Raw genomic sequence first — 18,162 nt, forward strand, 5'->3', positions numbered from 1 at the left:
TCCAAGAAGATGACGTGCCTGCGTTTGTGCATGTCGCTGCCTGGTGCATCCCGTCAGCGCCTGCACGAAGCGTAGGAGACATCGGCGTGAGATCTTATCGTTTAGTTTTTCTGCTTGCATTGCTTATAGTTTATATAGATTGATTGTGATTCGAGCAACCGCAACAATTCATTTGGAGCTAGGCCAAAGACAATAATTCAAAAGGTGGTTCTATGAAGTACAAGCAACAACAGCCGTGGCAAAAAATCGATAAAGGAGCGGACTCTGTGTCGTGGCACACCGCCCGCGTTGGAGTCGGCAGCCTGCGTGCCGTCCTGCTGAAAGCTCTGACGATGCTTTCTAGCCCGGCGCTGGCAGCCGAACGAGTGGGCACCATCACCCAAGGCTGTGAGAAATGGATCAAGCACCAACTCCCCCGTTCGCTCTTCGCTACGATCTGCAGCCTCGGCCTGCTGACCGCTAACGCTAATGCGCAAGAGCGCACCCTGCGTGTCTACAACTGGTTCGACTACGTCGCCCCGCAGACCCTGGACAACTTCAAGAAAGAGAATGGTGCAAAGCTGGTCTACGACATCTTCGACAGCAACGAAACCCTGGAGGCCAAACTGCTCACTGGCAACTCCGGCTATGACGTGGTGGTGCCGTCCGATAGTTTCCTCGCCAAGCAGATTCAAGCCGACGCTTTCCAGCCACTTGACCGCAGCAAGCTACCCAACTGGAAGCATCTGGACCCGCAACTGATGAAGCTGATCGAGGCCAATGATCCGGGTAACCGTTTCGCCGTGCCTTATTTATACGGAACCGTGCTGATCGGTTTCAACCCGGCCAAGGTCAAGGCTGCGCTCGGCGAGAACGCGCCGGTGGACAGCTGGGATCTGATTTTCAAGGAAGAGAACATTGCCAAGCTCAAGCAGTGCGGCGTGGCCCTTCTCGATTCGCCGACGGATATGATCCCCATCGCCCTCCACTACCTGGGCCTGCCACCCAACAGCACTCAGGCCAAGGACTACGAGAAGGCCGAAGAACTGCTGAAAAAGATCCGCCCCAACGTCGCCTACTTCCACTCCTCAAAATACATGACCGATATCGCCAATGGTGACATCTGCGTGGCCGTGGGTTACTCCGGCAGTTTCTCCCAAGCGGCCAATCGCGCCAAGGAGGCCGGCAACGGCGTGGTGGTGGACATGCGCTTGCCCAAGGAAGGCGCACCGGTCTGGTTTGACGTGCTGGCCATCCCCAAGGATGCGAAGAACCCGGATGATGCCCATGCCTTTATCAACTACCTGCTACAGCCGCAGGTGATTGCCCCGATCAGCGACTTCGTCGGCTATCCCAACCCGAACAAGGACGCCACTGCCCTGGTCAGCCCGGAAATCCGCAACAACCCCAATCTCTACCCCGCCGCCGACATCCAGACTTCTCTATTCGCGCTGGTGCCTCTGCCGTCCAGTGCAGAACGCGCTCGCACCCGTGCATGGACCAAGCTCAAGTCGGGAACCTGACAGTAAATTGCGCTGCGCCAGTGAAACCCAACGGAACCAGGCACATGGCCAATGCGGTTTCGCTGGCACGCGGCGCCAATCAAGTCACCTTGCATACCCAGTAGCCAGTGGTAACAGCATGATTGAAGTAACCGAAGTTTCCATTGCCGAGCTGCGCGCAGCCCTCGAAGCTGGCCGAACCACGGCAGTTGAGCTGGTCCAGGCCTATCTCTCACGGATCGATGCCTACGACGGCCCCAACACGCCCACCGCCCTCAACGCGGTGGTGGTGCGCAACCCGAATGCGCTTGAAGAAGCGCAGGCCTGCGACGCCCGTCGTGCCCGTGGCGAGACCCTCGGCCCGCTCGATGGTATTCCCTATACAGCCAAGGACAGCTACCTGATCAAAGGCCTGACCGCGGCGTCCGGCAGCCCGGCCTTCAAGGACCTGGTCGCTTATCGCGATGCGTTCACCATCGAGCGCTTGCGCGGCGCCGGTGCGATCTGCCTGGGCAAGACCAATATGCCGCCCATGGCCAATGGCGGCATGCAGCGCGGCGTGTATGGCCGTGCCGAGAGCCCGTACAACGCGGACTACCTAACTGCACCCTTCGCGTCGGGTTCATCCAACGGCGCAGGCACGGCCACCGCCACCAGTTTCGCCGCCTTCGGCCTTGCTGAGGAAACCTGGTCGAGCGGTCGCGGGCCGGCCTCAAACAATGGACTGTGCGCCTATACACCGTCGCGCGGGGTGATCTCGGTGCGCGGCAACTGGCCACTGACGCCAACCATGGATGTGGTCGTACCCTATGCCAGGACCATGGCCGACCTGCTCGAAGTGCTCGACGTGGTGGTGGCCGAAGACGTCGACAAACGTGGTGACCTGTGGCGCTTGCAGCCTTGGGTGCCGATCCCCAGCGTCGCTTCGGTGCGTCCCGCCTCCTACCTGGAACTGCTTGCCAGGCCCGCCGCACTCGCCGGCAAGCGCTTGGGCGTACCGCGCATGTACATCAACGCCGACCCCGACGCGGGCACCAGCGAAGCGCCGGGTATCGGGTGGGCGACAGGCCAGCGGATCAATACCCGTTCCTCGGTGATCGCCCTCTGGGAAAACGCGCGAAAGACTCTGGAAGCGGCCGGCGCAGAAGTGGTCGAGACGGACTTCCCGCTGGTATCCAATTGCGAGGGCGATCGACTTGGGGCGCCGACGGTGTTAACCCGCGGCCTGGTGTCCAGGGAGTTCCTCCATCACGAACTGTGGGACCTGACCGCTTGGGCGTTCGATGACTTCCTGCAGGCCAATGACGATCCCGGACTGAACCGTCTGGCTGACGTCGACGGCCCGCAGATTTTCCCGCATGACCCAGGCGCTCTGCCTGACCGCGAAGATGGCCCGGCCATTGGCATGGACGAATACGTGCGCATGGCCGAGCGTGGCATCACCCCGTGGGATCAGATCACCACACTGCCCGATGGCTTGCGCGGGCTGGAGCAGACCCGGCGTTTCGATCTTGAGGAGTGGATGGATCGACTGGGGCTCGACGCAGTGATCTTCCCGGCGGTCGCCGACGTGGGCCCGGCGAATGCCGATGTCGATCCGCAATCGGCGGATATTGCCTGGAGCAACGGCGTCTGGGTCGCTAACGGCAATCTCGCCATCCGTCACCTCGGCGTGCCAACGGTCACCGTGCCGATGGGCGTGATGCCGGACATCGGCATGCCCGTCGGCCTGACGTTTGCTGGTCGCGCCTACGACGACTCAGCGCTGCTGCACCTGGCGTCGGCGTTTGAGGCCACCGGATCGAAGCGCTTGATCCCGGTGCGAACCCCACCCTTGCCAGGCGGCTGAGAACCGCAATGGGTCTGGCGCGATAAAGCGCCAATCCTGCCCATTCACGGCAAGCCCGAGCAACAGAAACCAACCTTTACCCCAGCAAGCACTGCGTGAGCGTGCACATGTCTGGGGCAGATTCAGTAACCCGCATTGAGAACCCCATGCTAAATGACAATTCAATAATCGATCAGGCGATGACGCGTGACAGCCTGTATGGCACCGAAGGTGAACCGACCTACGGCGGTATCACCAGTTTTATGCGGCGTCGCTACACCCGCGATTTGCGTGGCGTGGATATCGCCATCAGCGGCATCCCGTTCGATACCGCGACCAGCAATCGACCGGGCAGCCGCTTCGGACCGAGGGCCATCCGCGAGGCATCGGTACAGTCCGCCTGGGCGCGTCACTGGCCTTGGGAATTTGACCCGTTCGATCTACTGGCTTGTGTCGATTATGGCGATTGCTATTTCGATTACGGTACCCCGGAGCAGACCCCAGCGGCGATCAGGGCCCATGCCGAGCGGATTCTGGCGGCGGGTACTGCGATGCTGACCCTAGGCGGCGATCACTTCATCAGCTATCCGCTGCTGCAAGCTCACGCGGCCAAGTATGGTCCGCTTTCCTTGATCCATTTCGATGCGCACCATGACCTGGAGTCCGACGGCGAGGACAAGCGCATCGACCACGGTTCGATGTTCTATCACGCCGTCCGCGAAGGGCTGGTTGATCCTGCACGGTCCATCCAGATTGGCCAGCGCACGACCAATGACGACGTCATGGGCTTTCAGGTGCTGAATGCCAGCGAGGTGCATGATCGCTCTATCAAGGAACTGGCGGAGATTATCCGGGCGCGCGTTGGCGACCATCCAGTCTATCTCACCTTCGATATCGACTGCCTCGACCCGGCATTTGCCCCAGGCACGGGGACGCCGGTCTGCGGTGGACTATCGAGCCATCAGGCCTTGGCGATTCTGCGAGGTCTGCGCGGTATCAACCTGATCGGCATGGACGTGGTCGAGGTAGCACCGCCCTATGACCACGCGGAGATTACTGCGCTTTCCGGGGCCGCGTTGGCGATGGAGATGATCTGCCTGTATGCCGCGCGGCATAAGCTGTAACCCAGTGGTCTGGACAGCTACAAACATTTTTCGACCAATGCTCTCATGGCCGAAAGTAGCCGCTCACGGAAGGCCGCTTTTGGCCGTTTTTTGCCGGTCGTGACGGGCGGAAGTCGACCCATAGCTACCCTTCGTGTAGAGCAACACAGCCAAAAGGAGTCATTCGGAGGTGTCTAGGAACTCCGGGGCGACTCGATAGAACATTTTTTATCAGTGAAAATTTGTCCGTCTTGTCAAAATGCCATCACGAGCGATACTATTGCTCGTATTTTGACTGAATGAATAAATGGAAGATCAAATATGGACATTGTATCGCAAGAGCAGCCTAAATTAGTTTCTTTGAAGCTCGCGGCTGGGCTTGTACTTGTATCTGCATTTTTGGTTTTCATTGCCTTCTTCGGGAAAGATCATGGACTGGCAAACCTTCCGAAAATTGTTAGATACCCCGAGGTCTTCCAGAATTATATCTTGCAAGCCATTGGTGGGAGCCTCGCATTACCCACGTTGAATGTGTTGCTTATCTCTGCTTTCAAATCAAAACGAAACCCTTCCACCCGCCGTCGAATATTTATTGCATGGGCGCTGGTTATTATAACTGTAGAAACTATTGCAATCATCTCACTCTGAGAGTTTAGTAAATGAGCAATACACCTCTGACCAGCACTGATCATAGCAAGATATTGATTTTTACATTGCTTATGCTGCCACCAACTGGTTTTTTTGTAGGGATATTACCTTCTGTATTTCTGCTATTTGGCATATTTATGATGAAAAAGAATAGCGATTTTTCTCACATTGAGACTGCTGTGAGAAATGCTAAATCCTATCTCTACGCGATCATCGTCATTGCGACCTGTTTTGTCCTGTGGTTCGCAACAACCCTCAGCGCCGCTGAGAGATACGACCGCCTGACAGAGCAGTTCATTGTCGCATGCATAGCAGTCCTGATCGCCTTCGCGTATTTGCTGATTCTTGGCAAGCTATTCCATTCACCGCTGGCACAGCATCGTGAATGGGTTGCCGAAAATGGGATTTTTTCGAACACGCCACAGAATAGCACGGCTCATTCCGAAATCGACATTATCAAAGGTGAACGAATGAAGTCGTTTTCTGTTGCCGATGAGTTAATTAAGTGGGCGAAACTCAAGGATGATGGGCATATCTCTGAGCAGGAATATAACGACGCTCGTAAGAAGCTGCTGCAAAGAGATTGAAAGTGTCATTGTTGGTTCTGAAAGCATGGGGGGATCATGCCAGATATAGATGGTGATATTCAAAATAGACCCAAAGAGCTTTGGGCATTTCCAAATTATAGTTGCCTGCCTGATGAGCCTTTTCAGATAGATCTAGCCAGTGCTGCTGGCGAGTTCTTGGCTAACGATATTTTTGATTTGGATGGTGTTCAACCGCTTGAGTCAGCGGTGATAAATTTATCCAATGAGTTCTTCGAAGGTGTCCCGGTGTTTCATTTGAATCCTTCGAAAGAAGCAATTGATTTTTACAAAGATCGTGGCGACACTTTTCAAATGGTTAATGTTGTCGTTTGCTGTCACTCTTTTGAAAGAAGAAATGGAAAGCTATACGGTTTACCCTACCATGTTTCTTTATACCCTGCTCAGAAGAAGGGCGTGCCTGCCGAAGTAAGCGCTGAATGGATTAACAACATAGATCTGGGGAGGGTTCTGGACGGGCGGCCTCAATATATAGGCTATAACCCCTTCTCGAAAGCATTCGGAATCTATGCCGCAGGTGGTGTGCCGGCAAGCAAAAATACGCATTCTGATACAATAGGGTTTGTTTACAATACCTATTTTCTTACTTCAAATTATGAGAAATCTGATGTGTGCGACCCCGGCTTATGCACTTCATTGCTTGGCGATAGCAGGGGCATCATCGGTGATTATAGAAAATTTAGATTCTCGCGATACTTTAAGAACTTCAAAAATGTAGCGCCAATAAAAATATGGGGTTGCGATTCACCGATTGAGTTATTTCTTTTACAAGCGATGAGCCAGATAGGATTGAACCCGAAGATTCAAATGTTGATTTATCCTGATGGGTCTGTATTTCCTTCTCTGCAATCTATGTGGGAAGGTGGGGTTCGCACGAGCAGACTTTCTAAAATAATTACCGAAGCTGATTTCTTTTTTGAAAATGCGAAAATAGCGATATTTTGTGACTCAGTGGCTCATCATACATCAGCAGAAGATAGAGCCAAAGACTCTGCCATAGACGCCAAGCTTGAAAAAATAGGCATCCGCTCTTTTAGAGTTTCTGGAAAAGATATTGCTGAATCACCGATTAGCTGTGCTGCAAAGATTAAGGAGCTTATGAACTCTTGAGGTTTCAGAGGGTTTCAGACCCAGGCTTTTCGAAGATCTCAAAGCGCTTGATGTCGATGGCTTTCTAACTTGGCATTTTGTTGATGAGAAAGTGAGCTCTGTACACTGTGTCGAGGCTGAAACCGTCGCGGATAAAGCCGGCCCCTTAACAAAACGTTAGCCACTGCAATCGAGACTTCGCAGATGACAAAAGAAAGCCCCTTGGGAAAACTAATTGCCAGTCTTCAGAAGAAGATTTCTGAGGGTGGCTTGGACAAGGCCGCAATTGAGGAAGCAACGAAAGAACTAGCGAAGCTTGGGTATCAATACGACGAAGATGGTTTCCCCCCGCTCGTAGACACGGAAGATTTCTCGAACAATAGTTTGGATTCTCCACAAGACCTTGCAGAGGCTCTTTTGTGGAAGCTAGGGAAATGGAGGGCATACAAGAAATTCTGTGAGAACTATGCCGCAGAGCAGCCAGTGCCAACCAAGACCGATGTGGTGTTCTATGCCTTTGCAATGCATCTGAAAGACAAGAATAATCCGATTTATGACCAGCACGCAATCAGGTCGCTTTGGGCTATCTTCGAAGAATTAACCGCCGACGAGAGGCAGAAGTGTAAGTCGCTACTTTTCGATACGAAAAACAAGTGGAAGCAATCTGGCACAGGAAAGAGTGCAATTGATTGCTACTCAATTTTCATCAAACACGTTAATGATCTAGTTTCGGCTAGCGGGGGAGCAAGCAAGTCTGAACTTGACCGCTTGCTCATGCCTTTAGGTCAGGCAATCAAGGAATCTACGAAAACGTATATTGAATTTGACACCCTTTGTGGTTGGCCAAGCAGTGGCTAACAATTCGCTGCAGGCGCGACGGCCCTGAAGGGCCGCGGCCTTTGTGCAAACGTTAGTGTCCGATTTTGGCCGCTTTCAGCCTGTCGCGACTGGCTGAAGTCGACCCATGCCGGCCGTTCATAGGTGGCGGTATTTGCCTAGCGAGTATTAAAGAGATGTATGTCCTACTGATTCGACCCTGCAGTCGATGCTGACCGACTGCGAAGCCGAGTTAAGGAAAGCGAACGTACTGTTAATAACACCGTTAATGGTAAATCCAACTAGGATCGAGCAGTCGGTGCTGGTATCTCAGAGATGGACTAATCCAAACAGTTGATTTTATTAGCGCAAAAATATTACGTCTCCGGCCACTTAATGGTCTGTAGATTCAAAAAGGTTTCATAGTAATTCCGGCGCAGATATTCCAAATCTTTTTCCCAGTCGCAAATTGCAATTGAGAAATTTCCCGAGGATCGTTTCGCATTTCGGCAAAGCGCGGCAATTGTCCTGGCCATTTTCATTAAGCGTTCTAGGCTGGACGGATTTCCCCACTCTTCGAGATAGCATTTGTCAAAACAATTAACTGTCAGGGTTTTATTGAATATCTTGTCGAGAATATCAATCCTGACCGCCGCTGGCTGACCGCTCATTCCGACATGATAGTTGAAATAGCTTAGCAAACCAGCCTTAATCCACCCTACTTCGACTAGCTCTGAAAGTGAAGCGACTGCATCTGTAGTCGGCCATTTTAAGAATTGTTTTAGGTAGATCTTCCAACTCACCGTGAAAATCTGGATTTCATATTTAATATCGTTGAGCTTTTCGATGGTCACATCGACTTTGGCATCTGTCAGCCGCTTGTAAAGTTCAAAATCAATCAGCAATGCCTTGGCCTTCTCTGTTTCGAAGCCCTCAACCTTTACGGCCCGAAACTTCCTCGAGTCCTCGCTCATACGTACTGGAAAAAATAATTGTAGATATCCGCGCAAAAGATTTAAATCTTTTTTTGATTTTACTATGCTTAACACCTCTGTAATCTGATTGGAATTTCCGTGAGTCGACTGTTGAAGTAAATATTCGTAGTTCTCGTAGATAATTTGTCCAGCACATAACCCGGAGTCTTTTAGATAGCCAGCCTGTTGGACAAGCTTGACCGATTTGGTGATGGCTCCGATATTTCCAGCAAGGGACATTCCATTCTCCGCATAATTTCTAATGGGCTCCCGAACCAGCTCAGGGCAACGATCGGGAGCCGCAGAGAGGTACGATAGCGAGTTGATTTCTGTCACGACTGACTGGAAATGGCCGCTTTATTTCTGTCACGAGGGGCAGAAAACTACCCGAATCTGCCATTCGCAAATGCCTCACTGGGACTTGTTAGGTTTTTTGGTGATAAGTGCTTTAAGTTGGGCAACAGTGAGCCAGGGCCTTGAGCGATGCAGTATTCTATGGCAGTTAGAGCACACCATTGCAATGTCAGTAATTTTGGTTTTTTGTGAGGCCTGCATCTCGCTTACAGGTACTATATGGTGGGCTTCAATGTAATCACTACCTCTTTCGCCATAGACTTTTTCAAAGTCAAAGCTACAGGCTTCGCAGGAAAGACGTTTATTTGATTTTTTATAAGCATCCTTCGCTGACTTGACTAAAGCTGCATTTCGCTCACGAGCTGTATGTTTCCTTTCAACCATTTTCCCCTCAGGAAAGCCCTCGTCGGATATTTTATTGTTTGTGAAATCTACGCCGTCTAGGGATAGGCTCCAAAATTTTCTTTTTTTATTGAAAGGTGATACGCCCAAATCACTGCAATATTTAAGGTATTTCTTTTCTAGGTCGTCGTTCTGAGTTAACTTTCCAAGCACTTTAGTGATGGCCGGATTCGTTTCTTTTCCATCTTTCTCCCGTTGAATGTGAGAGCGAATTGTATTTTTTGAATAGCCAATATAGCGACTAGGAGAAAACCGCAGTTCATTTTCGATTTCGTATGCGATAAAGCAACTGCCCTTTCGAATCAATTCTGAACAGAATAACTGCTCTTCATCGGAGCCTTCGCACAAGTAATCTTCGAAAAGCTGTAGGTTTTCTTCGATTTCAGTGATTGATGTCACTACAGTCATAATTCGCTCTCGAGATGGAACGGGATATTGGGTGGCACAAGTGCGGCATGCTTAAGGAAAGCTTATCTGCAACAAGATTTAACGCGCGAATGGAAGCTACCAATTTGCCACTAGTCTGTCCACCGACTGCTATTGGCCGATTGCAGCCGTTCGTGGCAGACAGCAATCGGCCAAAAACGGGCATCAAACATCGAAGAACCTGATGACGTTTTGACGATGAGCCCTCTCCATATCACCCGGATGAAAACCGCTTTCGATAATCACTCGGTCCAACCCCGAGTCGCCGCATGAAGGCCCTTCTAAACCCATCCGTATTTGCATAGCCCACGTTATCGGCCAAACGTTTGAGTGGTACGTCCGAATCCTCAATTAACCGTCTGGCCGCATCGATACGGGCCAGTTCGACAAACTCGGCCGGCGTCGAGCCGACTTCGGCCTTGAACGTACGAGCAAAGTTACGTTCACTCATGCCGGCGCGTGCGGCCAGGGAAGGCACGCTCAAGTCAGCCTTCAAGTGTTCCAGAACATAGTCCTGCACGTTTCTGATTACACTGCGCTCGGCGGTTTGCGCTGCCAGGTGTGCGCTGAATTGCGATTGCCCGCCAGGTCGCTTAAAGAACATCACCATTTCACGGGCGACGCTGAGCGCCAGCTCCCTGCCGTGATCCTCTTCGACTAGCGCCAGGGCCAGGTCCATACCGGCCGTAACACCCGCCGAGGTGTAGATATTGCCATCCTTGATGTAGATGCTGTCAGGGGCTACATGGATTTTCGGGTATTGCTTGGCAAGCTTCGCACTGGAGTTCCAATGAGTGGTGACATGGCGTCCATCAAGCAGGCCAGCGGCGGCTAGCAGGAAAGCACCGCTACAGACCGAGCCGAGACGACGCACTAATTTTGCCTGCTGGCGCAGCCATTCCTGCAATGCAGAGTTCAAGGTGATTTCATCCATATGTGGGCTGCCAGCCACAAGCAACGTGTCAATCCGGCCTTTATAGGTTTCGAAGGTCTCGTCAATGCCGAGCTTCAAACCGCTTGAGCCTTTGATTATCCCCTTGTTGGTACCGATAACTTCGACCCGGTAGGCACGTGGATTGTTCAGTTGTTTAGCCGCTTCGGCGAAGACATCTGCGGGGCCGACGACATCCAGGAGCTGTACGCGAGGGACTGCCAGCAGGGCTATACGCATAATGTCTGTCCTCGTCGACTTATTGGCTGAATACGTCGTTATGTGTCCATTTCAGCCAAAGGCCGTTTGGCTGAAAATAGCTCCAACAGCAAATTCAGTCAAACGGGAAACTGCCATGAACACTGCATACACCCCCACCGTCGCTGTAGCTCAATTGGTACCGACCAGCACAACGTCCATCAAAAATCTGCCCATAAATCTGTTCGGTTCAGTCATGGGCTTGGCAGGCTTGGGCTTGGCCTGGCGCTTGAGTGGTCAGTATTACGGCGTTGGTGGCCTATTGGGTGAAGCGATTGGCGCGCTTGCCGGCCTGATATTCGTGTTGCTGACTCTGGGTTACCTGACCAAGTGGATGAAGCATCCTGAAGCGATACGGACCGAATTCAACCATCCAATCGCCAGCAACTTTTTCGGCACCGTCACCATCGCACTGCTGCTGCTTTCCGCAGTCGCGGCGCCCCATAGCCAACTGCTCGGCCAGGCACTCTGGATACTGGGCAGCGTGTTGACCGTACTACTCGCCGGCCTGGTGGTTTCGCGCCTGTTGTCGGGCGCTCAGGATCAATTGAATGCCGTACCCGCCTGGTTGATCCCAGGAGTCGCCACCCTCGATATCGCGGTGACCGGAGCGCACATGCCCATGGCTTGGGCCGTCGAATTCAATGTATTTGCGCTTGCCGTGGGTGCGGTGCTGGCACTGATTTTCTATACCCGGATCTTTTCACGGTTGGTACATCAGGCCGCCTTGGCCAAAGGCATGGTGCCTTCGCTGATGATCTTGATTGCACCGTTTGAAGTAGGTTTTATGGCGTACACCAATGTGTTCGGCGAGATCGACCGGTTTGCCAGCGTGTTGTTTTACTTCGGCCTGTTCCTGTTCGTGGTGCTGAGCTTCAAAGTGTTTCGTCGCGATGTGCCTTTTGCCCCTTCGTGGTGGGCTATCAGCTTTCCCATTGCGGCTCTGAGCAACGCGGCGCTGAAATATGCACATGACCAGGACAACACTCTGTTGATGGTCATCGCGGCTGTGATCTTGCTGTTTCTCACTGTGGCACTGACCGTGCTGACCATGAAAACCCTGGCCAGTCTGTTCAGCGGCAAATTGTTGGCAAACTGACGATTTACTTCCCTTTGGCGAGCCTTGACCGGCTCGCTTTTTTTCTTCAAAGGTCTTGGCGAATGACTTACACCTCTTCCTGGTTACTGCTGATCTTCGCCGGACTCCTGGAGATCGCCTTTGCGGTCGGATTGAAATCCGCAAATGGCCTAGAACGACCCTGGCTGCTCGCCGGCACCTTCATGGCACTGGCCGGTAGTTTGTATTTATTGACGGTGGCATTGCGGGTCCTGCCCGTAGGCACCGCCTACGCGGTCTGGACCGGCATCGGCGCTGCTGGTACAGCTATCGTTGGCATGTATTGGTTGGGTGATGGGGTTTCGTTCTGGCGTTTCTTCTGGGTCGGCTTGATCCTGTTGAGTGTCGCCGGGCTACGCTGGGCAGCCTAAACAGAGCAGACGGAGATTGTTTTGAAAAGCCAGCGTTTGTTCATATCAATAAATGGCAGCTATGGGTCCAGGCTGTGTGAAAACGCACTGAATACGTCGAAAACGGAGAGTTGCGCGCGTTGCCTGCGAAACCAGCAGACGGAAGCGCGAATTGCCTTAGTTTTCGGCTTTGCTGCCTGATGTCAGGGGTTTCGGTACGAAGGTAGTGATGCCTGCTTGCTCACAGGCAAGGATTTCCAGACCCTTGTAATAGCTTCGGTCGGCTACCACCGTTAGCGATTCAGCCTCGATTTCTTCACGCGCTTGGTTCGCCATATTGCTCAGTTGCGTCCGGTCATTGCCAACGTTGGTCACCTCATGGGCAATGATCAGATGGTGTTTGTCGTCGACAGCTGTTTGTACGTTGTAGCCAACCGTTCCGGTACCTCGGCCGCTCGTGGCCATTGAGCGTGCATCTGGATCGGTAAGAGAGATCTGCTGGTCTGGACTGTCGTGAAGCTGCGCCTCGATGTCCTTGAGTTTCTGCATCTGCTTTTTCAGCGTTTCTATCTTTTCTTTCAACCGCTCGGCCTTGGCTTCGGCTACTTCGGGTGTTGCCCGATCAGCTGAATCCATCGCCGCCAGATATCGATCAATACTCTGTTCGATCTGCTGCATGCGTGCCTTCACCTTGCCCTGAGTGAAGTTGCGGTCGCGATTATTGACGGTTTTGAATTTGCTGCCGTCGATGGCGATGATCGATTGAGAGAAGAAATTGAGGTTGCGACAAAGCACCACAAATTGCCGGCAGACACTGCGAATAGCCTTGCCGTTATCCTTGCGAAAGTCGGCAATGGTTTTGAAGTCCGGGGCCAAACGCCCCGTCAGCCACTTCAACTCGACGTTACGCTCGGCCTCCCGTTCCAGCCGGCGGCCGGACTAAATCCGATTGAGGTAGCCGTAGATTAGATCTTCAGCAAGATCGCTGGATGGTAGGCCGGACGGCCCGTTGCAGCAGGATCAACGCCTTCAAACCCAAGTGCACCCAGGTCGAGTTCATCGACGAAAACGTCGACCACTCGCACTGGATTTTCTTCGGCTACGTAATCGTCCAAGCACTCAGGCAGCAACGTGACTTGCGTCCGAGCCTCGCCTTCAATGAATCGCTTCATGATCGCCCCCGATACGATCTAGACGATCAGAAGGTTAGACAATCACTGGCGTTTTCACACAGCCTGGGTCGATAGCGGTCCGCCACGAACGGCAGCTAATGGCCCAATTGCTACCTGTTGCGAAGGGCTACTTCCGATCCTTAGCTGTTGTTGATCAATAGCGGACGTTTAGAGTAGTGAACATACATCCGTCCCCTTTCTCCCCGGAAATACCTGGGCACAGAGGAAGTCAACGAATACCCGCACCTTGGGAGAAGGGTGTTTACTGGCAGGCCAGAGCAAATGAAACTCGCCATTGCGCTCTGTGTGCTCTGGCAAAACGGTCCACAGCTTCCCCTCGGCGAGCGCCTGCCTGACTGAGAACTCCGGCAGGTAGGCGATACCCAGTCCCCGCAAGGCAAAGCACAAACGGGTTTCGATGGTGTTGCAGATCATCGAAATGGGCAAGGCTAACTCGGGCTCCTGAGCAGCACGACACAAGGCCCAGGTTTCCAGCTTGCCGCTATTGGGGAAACGGTAGTGCAGGCAGCTGTGTTGCAGCAGATCGGTTGGTACTTTTGGCGTACCACGCGCTGCCAGGTAGTCCGGCGAGGCGACCAGCAACGAACGGAATGAACCGAGCTTACGCGCCGATAAACGCGAATCCGTAGGCGCGCCGGTTCTGACCACGACGTCGAAACCTTCCTCGATCACATCGACCAGGCGGTCGCTGAAGTCTAGGTCCAATTCAATGGCCGGATACTCACGCATAAAGTCGCCGAGCACCGGATGTACCAGCGAACTGACCAAGGGCAGGCTAACCCTCAAGCGTCCACGTGGAGCGACGCTGGCTTGCGACAGTTCCAGTTGAGCCGCCTCGATTTCTGCCAGAATCCGACGGCTGCGCTCCAGAAACAGCATGCCTTCGGCAGTCGGCGTGACGCTGCGCGTGCTGCGGTGAAACAGGCGAACACCGAGCTTCTCTTCAAGCCGCGCCACACTCTTGCCGATGGCCGACGCCGACACCCCCAGCACTCGGCCGGCCGCAACGAAACTGCGATTTTCAGCGACCTGCACAAACACCACAAAGCCGTTCAAGCTGTCCATGCTGCTCTCCATTACGGACATTCTGCTCCGCATAAAATGGAACTCTACCCCAGTTTTTCTTTAATCCTAGACTTTCTATCGTGGCGGGGCTTCCACTCTCATAAGGAACTCCACATGACCCTCCCCGAAGTCGCTTTATCCAAGGACACACTTACACGTCAGTTGTCCGCGCGCATTGAAGCAACGGTCCGGCAGGCGCTGGAGCAGCAGCGCCTGGTTGGCGCGGTAATACTGGTGGCCCGCGATGGCGAGTTGGTCCATCGCCAAGCGGCCGGCTGGGCCGACCGCGAGAAGCGGTTGCCGATGAGCGTAAAGACGGTGTTTCGCTTGGCATCGGTCAGCAAGCCCATTGTCTCGACGGCGGCCCTGGTGTTGGTAGCGCAAGGCCGTCTCGGTCTGGATGACAGCGTTGAGCGGTGGTTGCCCGAGTTTCGGCCACAGTTGGCTGATGGACGTGCTGCCCTCATCACGGTGCGGCATTTGCTTAGTCATACGGCTGGGCTTGGCTATCGTTTTTTGGAAGTCGATGCTCACGGCCCCTATGCACAGGCCGGTGTCTCGGACGGCATGGATGCGTCCACCGTCAGCCTCACCGAGAACCTGAGTCGCATCGCCAGCGTGCCGCTGCTGTACGAGCCCGGCACGGCTTGGGGCTATTCGCTGGCAACCGATGTACTGGGGGCGGTGATTCAGCGGGTAATGGGCGAGCAACTGGCTGATGCGGTGCGCCAGCTCGTGACTGATCCGCTGCATATGACCGATACCGGCTTTGCCGCGTTTGAACCATCGCGCGTGGCTACTGCCTACGTCAGTGCGACTCCCGAGCCCCATGCGCTGGCCGAAGGCGAAATCGTTTCGCCGTTCGAGGGGGCGATCGGCATCCCGTTCAGCCCCGCCCGTATCTTCAACCCGCAGACGTTTGCGTCGGGTGGTGCCGGCATGGCCGGAACAGCCGAGGACTTCCTGCGCCTCCTTGAAACATTACGTCGCGGCGGCGGTGAGCTGCTGCCCACGGCACTCGTCGAGGAGATGGCCCGCGATCAAACCGGCGGCCGGGAACTGCCCGCTGCACCGGGGTTCGGCTTTGGTCTGGGGTTCTCGGTACTGCACGATCCGGCCTTGGCGGTCACCCCCGAGTCGCCAGGCACCTGGCGTTGGGGTGGCGCCTATGGCCATTCGTGGTGCGTGGATCGACAGCAGAAGCTGAGTGTCGTCGCCTTCACCAACACGTTGTACGAGGGCATGTCGGGACAGTTCGTAACCGACCTGCGGGACGCGGTATACGGCATCGCGGAGCTAGGACAATGAACTCGCAAGTGCAGGATCGCATGCCTTATGCACCCTTGTTGGCGCTGGCAATGGCCGCCTTCATCACCATCCTTACCGAGGCACTGCCGGCTGGTCTGCTGCCGCAGATGGCACAGGGACTGGCCGTCTCCGAGGCGTGGGTCGGGCAAACCGTCACCGCCTATGCCATTGGATCGCTAATGGCTGCCATGCCGTTAACGGCGGCCACACAAGGATTTCGTCGCCGTCCCTTGGTACTCGCTGCCATCGCCGGCTTTGCCATTGCTAACACGGTCACGACGTTTTCGACCAGCTTCACGTTGACGATCGCGGCGCGCTTTCTGGCCGGCGTTGCGGCGGGGCTGTTGTGGGCGTTATTGGCCGGCTATGCCGCGCGCCTGGTGCCCGAACACCGCAAAGGCCGCGCCATCGCGATTGCGATGGTGGGCACACCCCTGGCGCTCTCGTTGGGCATCCCGGCCGGAACCTTTCTGGGCAACGTCCTGGGATGGCGCATGTGCTTCGGCATCATGAGCCTGCTGGCCGTGCTGCTGATGGCATGGGTGCGCTTCAACGTGCCGGACTTCACCGGAAAGGCTGAAGAAAAACGTCTGTCGCTGCGCCATGTATTCACACTGCCGGGCATTCGCCCCGTGCTCTTCGTGGTACTGGCGTTCGTCCTTGCGCACAACATTCTCTACACTTACATCGCCCCGTTTCTGCAAGTGGCCGGCCTAGGGGCGCAGACGGATGTAGTACTGCTGGTCTTCGGAATCACATCGCTGCTGGGCATCTGGATCGTCGGGGTGTTAATCGACCAGTACTTGCGCGCGCTGACCCTCGCGAGTACCGCATTGTTTGGGATTTCAGCGATGGTGCTGGGTATAGCAGCCACCGAACCCGTTGCCGTTTTCGTAGCGATTGGCGCGTGGGGATTAGCCTTTGGCGGCGCCGCAACGTTGTTTCAAACGGCTTTGGCCCAAACTGCTGGCGATGCGTCAGATGTCGCACAATCCATGCTCGTGACTGCTTGGAACACCGCAATTGCTGGCGGGGGCATTGTGGGAGGCCTACTACTCGACCGACTCGGCGTAGTAGCATTCCCTCCTGCACTACTGGCGCTGTTGGTGGCCACGCTGATGGTGACGTGGTCAGCCAAGCTGCGCGGGTTTCCCGTCGTGCAGGGGATGAAATCCGATGCAATTTGAATGTGCTGAGGCAGGCAGCGGCGAACCACGTTAACAGCGCATCCCAAAGCTTTTGGACGGAAATGGACCGGCATGGCAGGCAGCTATCGGGTCAGAAGCGGACACTGGCCAGACACATAGCGCTGTAGGAGCGATGTGCCCACGCCGCGGAGTAAGGCAAATATTCTAAGGAGAAGGTCATGTCAGATAAAGATTCTCCCGATCGGCAAGGACGAGAAATCTCTGGACCAATGGGTCAGGACGTGACTCCCGTCAGATTGCGATTGCACCAGATCCTTCTTATCGCGTGCCTTGCATATCTGGCAACTCTTGTCGGCGCCTTTGTGGTCCTTGTGCTGCTGCCAACCTTCGAGGAAGTGGGCCGTTTTAAGCATGGGTGCTATCGAACAGACGCTTTGCTGCCCTACGTGGAATGCCGAGATTTTTTTGCTTGGCCGCTCGCAAAAGTTGTACTTAATCTTCCCTATCAGGTCGTGTTTGTACCAATGTTTGCGGTGTATGCCGCTTCTGAATTTGAACCGCGTCCGTTCCTGTTGCTCCTGAGCTTTGGTGTCCTGCTTTGGTTGCCCCTCATCTATTTGGGCTGGCGTGGCTTCAAACGAATCGCAACCTAACAAACGGTTCAAGGCCGTTCGCATCCTCATCGGATTCGCAATAGCTGCGCTTTTGTTCACCTGTGAGCTTAATCGTTATGAATGTCTGCAATGGGTCGATAGCTGTCTGTTAGGTGAACCGGACTGGCTAACCGAATTCACCTCGACATGATCGTTGACGGACCTTACTGTGCGGTCAGTTAACCGATATCCAATTTCTTCAATCGAGCCAGGCCTTGTTTGATATGACCGGCATTTTCACCCATGATCGACAGTGCGCCACGGACATTTCCGCCCACTTTCTGGGCTCCTTGTTTCTCAATCAGCAGGGTTAACTCCATAATGGCCGCCTCCAGGGCCTGCTGGTTTTCGAACAGCCTTTCCAGTACATCCGACAGTGAATAATCGCTTGGCATGTCGATTCCTTTCGAGAA

17 protein-coding genes and 1 pseudogene are annotated in these 18,162 nt (G+C 54.1%); 12 read left to right on the forward strand and 6 right to left on the reverse strand.

The window, feature by feature from the left end:
• Positions 1 to 212 precede the first annotated feature (212 nt).
• The 7 genes from MEB48_RS02105 (at position 213) to MEB48_RS02135 (ending at position 7,612) form a co-directional block, all read left to right on the forward strand.
• Complete coding sequence (locus MEB48_RS02105) at positions 213 to 1,502, forward strand: polyamine ABC transporter substrate-binding protein (protein WP_237881421.1); 1,290 nt, start codon at positions 213 to 215, stop codon at positions 1,500 to 1,502.
• Positions 1,503 to 1,620: 118 nt separating this feature from the next.
• Positions 1,621 to 3,330 carry an amidase gene (locus tag MEB48_RS02110; protein ID WP_237881423.1) on the forward strand — a complete coding sequence of 570 codons (1,710 nt, stop codon included), beginning with the start codon at positions 1,621 to 1,623 and terminating at the stop codon, positions 3,328 to 3,330.
• Positions 3,331 to 3,476: 146 nt separating this feature from the next.
• Positions 3,477 to 4,433 carry an agmatinase gene (speB, locus tag MEB48_RS02115; RefSeq protein ID WP_237881425.1) on the forward strand — a complete coding sequence of 319 codons (957 nt, stop codon included), beginning with the start codon at positions 3,477 to 3,479 and terminating at the stop codon, positions 4,431 to 4,433.
• Between the two features lie 300 nt (positions 4,434 to 4,733).
• Positions 4,734 to 5,060, forward strand: a complete 327-nt coding sequence (locus MEB48_RS02120) for a hypothetical protein (RefSeq protein WP_237881427.1) — start codon at positions 4,734 to 4,736, stop codon at positions 5,058 to 5,060.
• A gap of 11 nt (positions 5,061 to 5,071) precedes the next feature.
• Complete coding sequence (locus MEB48_RS02125; protein WP_237881429.1) at positions 5,072 to 5,647, forward strand: SHOCT domain-containing protein; 576 nt, start codon at positions 5,072 to 5,074, stop codon at positions 5,645 to 5,647.
• Between the two features lie 36 nt (positions 5,648 to 5,683).
• A complete protein-coding gene (locus MEB48_RS02130; RefSeq protein WP_237881431.1) occupies positions 5,684 to 6,775 on the forward strand; it encodes a very short patch repair endonuclease in 1,092 nt (363 codons plus the stop codon).
• A gap of 183 nt (positions 6,776 to 6,958) precedes the next feature.
• Complete coding sequence (locus tag MEB48_RS02135) at positions 6,959 to 7,612, forward strand: hypothetical protein (protein ID WP_237881433.1); 654 nt, start codon at positions 6,959 to 6,961, stop codon at positions 7,610 to 7,612.
• 335 nt (positions 7,613 to 7,947) lie between these two features.
• Here MEB48_RS02135 and MEB48_RS02140 read toward each other — a convergent pair whose 3' ends face one another.
• From MEB48_RS02140 to MEB48_RS02150, 3 genes are all read right to left on the reverse strand, one after another.
• On the reverse strand, positions 7,948 to 8,784 hold the full coding sequence (locus MEB48_RS02140; protein WP_237881435.1) for a hypothetical protein: 837 nt from the start codon (positions 8,782 to 8,784) through the stop codon (positions 7,948 to 7,950).
• Positions 8,785 to 8,955: 171 nt separating this feature from the next.
• Positions 8,956 to 9,708, reverse strand: coding sequence for an HNH endonuclease (locus MEB48_RS02145; protein WP_237881437.1), 753 nt, complete (start codon positions 9,706 to 9,708; stop codon positions 8,956 to 8,958).
• A 232-nt stretch (positions 9,709 to 9,940) separates the two neighbouring features.
• Positions 9,941 to 10,897, reverse strand: coding sequence for a GlxA family transcriptional regulator (locus MEB48_RS02150; protein ID WP_237881438.1), 957 nt, complete (start codon positions 10,895 to 10,897; stop codon positions 9,941 to 9,943).
• 115 nt (positions 10,898 to 11,012) lie between these two features.
• On the opposite strand from MEB48_RS02150, the gene MEB48_RS02155 reads away from it, so the two are divergent.
• Both MEB48_RS02155 and MEB48_RS02160 read left to right on the forward strand, forming a co-directional pair.
• The gene (locus MEB48_RS02155) at positions 11,013 to 12,014 is read left to right on the forward strand and encodes an SLAC1 anion channel family protein (protein ID WP_237881440.1); all 1,002 of its coding nucleotides are present in this window, start codon (positions 11,013 to 11,015) and stop codon (positions 12,012 to 12,014) included.
• 62 nt (positions 12,015 to 12,076) lie between these two features.
• Positions 12,077 to 12,403, forward strand: coding sequence for a DMT family transporter (locus MEB48_RS02160; RefSeq protein WP_237881441.1), 327 nt, complete (start codon positions 12,077 to 12,079; stop codon positions 12,401 to 12,403).
• A gap of 165 nt (positions 12,404 to 12,568) precedes the next feature.
• Here MEB48_RS02160 and MEB48_RS02165 read toward each other — a convergent pair.
• Together MEB48_RS02165 and MEB48_RS02170 are read right to left on the reverse strand one after the other, a co-directional pair.
• Positions 12,569 to 13,554 (reverse strand): annotated as a pseudogene (locus tag MEB48_RS02165) (IS1182 family transposase); the annotation flags it as partial.
• 168 nt (positions 13,555 to 13,722) lie between these two features.
• A complete protein-coding gene (locus MEB48_RS02170) occupies positions 13,723 to 14,640 on the reverse strand; it encodes a LysR family transcriptional regulator (protein ID WP_237881443.1) in 918 nt (305 codons plus the stop codon).
• A 114-nt stretch (positions 14,641 to 14,754) separates the two neighbouring features.
• On the opposite strand from MEB48_RS02170, the gene MEB48_RS02175 reads away from it, so the two are divergent.
• The 3 genes from MEB48_RS02175 to MEB48_RS02185 all read left to right on the forward strand — a co-directional run bounded on the left by MEB48_RS02175 (position 14,755) and on the right by MEB48_RS02185 (position 17,749).
• On the forward strand, positions 14,755 to 15,948 hold the full coding sequence (locus tag MEB48_RS02175) for a serine hydrolase domain-containing protein (RefSeq protein WP_237881445.1): 1,194 nt from the start codon (positions 14,755 to 14,757) through the stop codon (positions 15,946 to 15,948).
• Positions 15,945 to 17,135 (forward strand): MFS transporter, encoded by a 1,191-nt coding sequence (locus tag MEB48_RS02180; RefSeq protein WP_237881447.1) that lies wholly within the window; start codon positions 15,945 to 15,947, stop codon positions 17,133 to 17,135. The genes MEB48_RS02175 and MEB48_RS02180 overlap by 4 nt, the downstream gene beginning before the upstream one ends.
• Before the next feature lie 179 nt (positions 17,136 to 17,314).
• Positions 17,315 to 17,749 (forward strand): hypothetical protein, encoded by a 435-nt coding sequence (locus tag MEB48_RS02185; RefSeq protein ID WP_237881449.1) that lies wholly within the window; start codon positions 17,315 to 17,317, stop codon positions 17,747 to 17,749.
• 179 nt (positions 17,750 to 17,928) lie between these two features.
• Here MEB48_RS02185 and MEB48_RS02190 read toward each other — a convergent pair whose 3' ends face one another.
• Complete coding sequence (locus MEB48_RS02190) at positions 17,929 to 18,144, reverse strand: hypothetical protein (RefSeq protein WP_237881451.1); 216 nt, start codon at positions 18,142 to 18,144, stop codon at positions 17,929 to 17,931.
• Between the last annotated feature and the right edge of the window lie 18 nt (positions 18,145 to 18,162).

Source organism: Pseudomonas sp. PGPR40, from assembly GCF_022014505.1.
GTDB lineage: Bacteria > Pseudomonadota > Gammaproteobacteria > Pseudomonadales > Pseudomonadaceae > Aquipseudomonas.

What these genes read in the sequence shown, in the direction of transcription:
- MEB48_RS02105 (WP_237881421.1), top strand. Translation starts at nt 213, where the DNA reads ATGAAGTACAAGCAACAACAGCCGTGGCAAAAAATCGATAAAGGAGCG.
- MEB48_RS02110 (WP_237881423.1), top strand. Translation starts at nt 1,621, where the DNA reads ATGATTGAAGTAACCGAAGTTTCCATTGCCGAGCTGCGCGCAGCCCTC.
- speB (WP_237881425.1), top strand. Translation starts at nt 3,477, where the DNA reads ATGCTAAATGACAATTCAATAATCGATCAGGCGATGACGCGTGACAGC.
- MEB48_RS02120 (WP_237881427.1), top strand. Translation starts at nt 4,734, where the DNA reads ATGGACATTGTATCGCAAGAGCAGCCTAAATTAGTTTCTTTGAAGCTC.
- MEB48_RS02125 (WP_237881429.1), top strand. Translation starts at nt 5,072, where the DNA reads ATGAGCAATACACCTCTGACCAGCACTGATCATAGCAAGATATTGATT.
- MEB48_RS02130 (WP_237881431.1), top strand. Translation starts at nt 5,684, where the DNA reads ATGCCAGATATAGATGGTGATATTCAAAATAGACCCAAAGAGCTTTGG.
- MEB48_RS02135 (WP_237881433.1), top strand. Translation starts at nt 6,959, where the DNA reads ATGACAAAAGAAAGCCCCTTGGGAAAACTAATTGCCAGTCTTCAGAAG.
- MEB48_RS02140 (WP_237881435.1), bottom strand. Translation starts at nt 8,784, where the DNA reads ATGTCCCTTGCTGGAAATATCGGAGCCATCACCAAATCGGTCAAGCTT.
- MEB48_RS02145 (WP_237881437.1), bottom strand. Translation starts at nt 9,708, where the DNA reads ATGACTGTAGTGACATCAATCACTGAAATCGAAGAAAACCTACAGCTT.
- MEB48_RS02150 (WP_237881438.1), bottom strand. Translation starts at nt 10,897, where the DNA reads ATGCGTATAGCCCTGCTGGCAGTCCCTCGCGTACAGCTCCTGGATGTC.
- MEB48_RS02155 (WP_237881440.1), top strand. Translation starts at nt 11,013, where the DNA reads ATGAACACTGCATACACCCCCACCGTCGCTGTAGCTCAATTGGTACCG.
- MEB48_RS02160 (WP_237881441.1), top strand. Translation starts at nt 12,077, where the DNA reads ATGACTTACACCTCTTCCTGGTTACTGCTGATCTTCGCCGGACTCCTG.
- MEB48_RS02170 (WP_237881443.1), bottom strand. Translation starts at nt 14,640, where the DNA reads ATGGACAGCTTGAACGGCTTTGTGGTGTTTGTGCAGGTCGCTGAAAAT.
- MEB48_RS02175 (WP_237881445.1), top strand. Translation starts at nt 14,755, where the DNA reads ATGACCCTCCCCGAAGTCGCTTTATCCAAGGACACACTTACACGTCAG.
- MEB48_RS02180 (WP_237881447.1), top strand. Translation starts at nt 15,945, where the DNA reads ATGAACTCGCAAGTGCAGGATCGCATGCCTTATGCACCCTTGTTGGCG.
- MEB48_RS02185 (WP_237881449.1), top strand. Translation starts at nt 17,315, where the DNA reads ATGTCAGATAAAGATTCTCCCGATCGGCAAGGACGAGAAATCTCTGGA.
- MEB48_RS02190 (WP_237881451.1), bottom strand. Translation starts at nt 18,144, where the DNA reads ATGCCAAGCGATTATTCACTGTCGGATGTACTGGAAAGGCTGTTCGAA.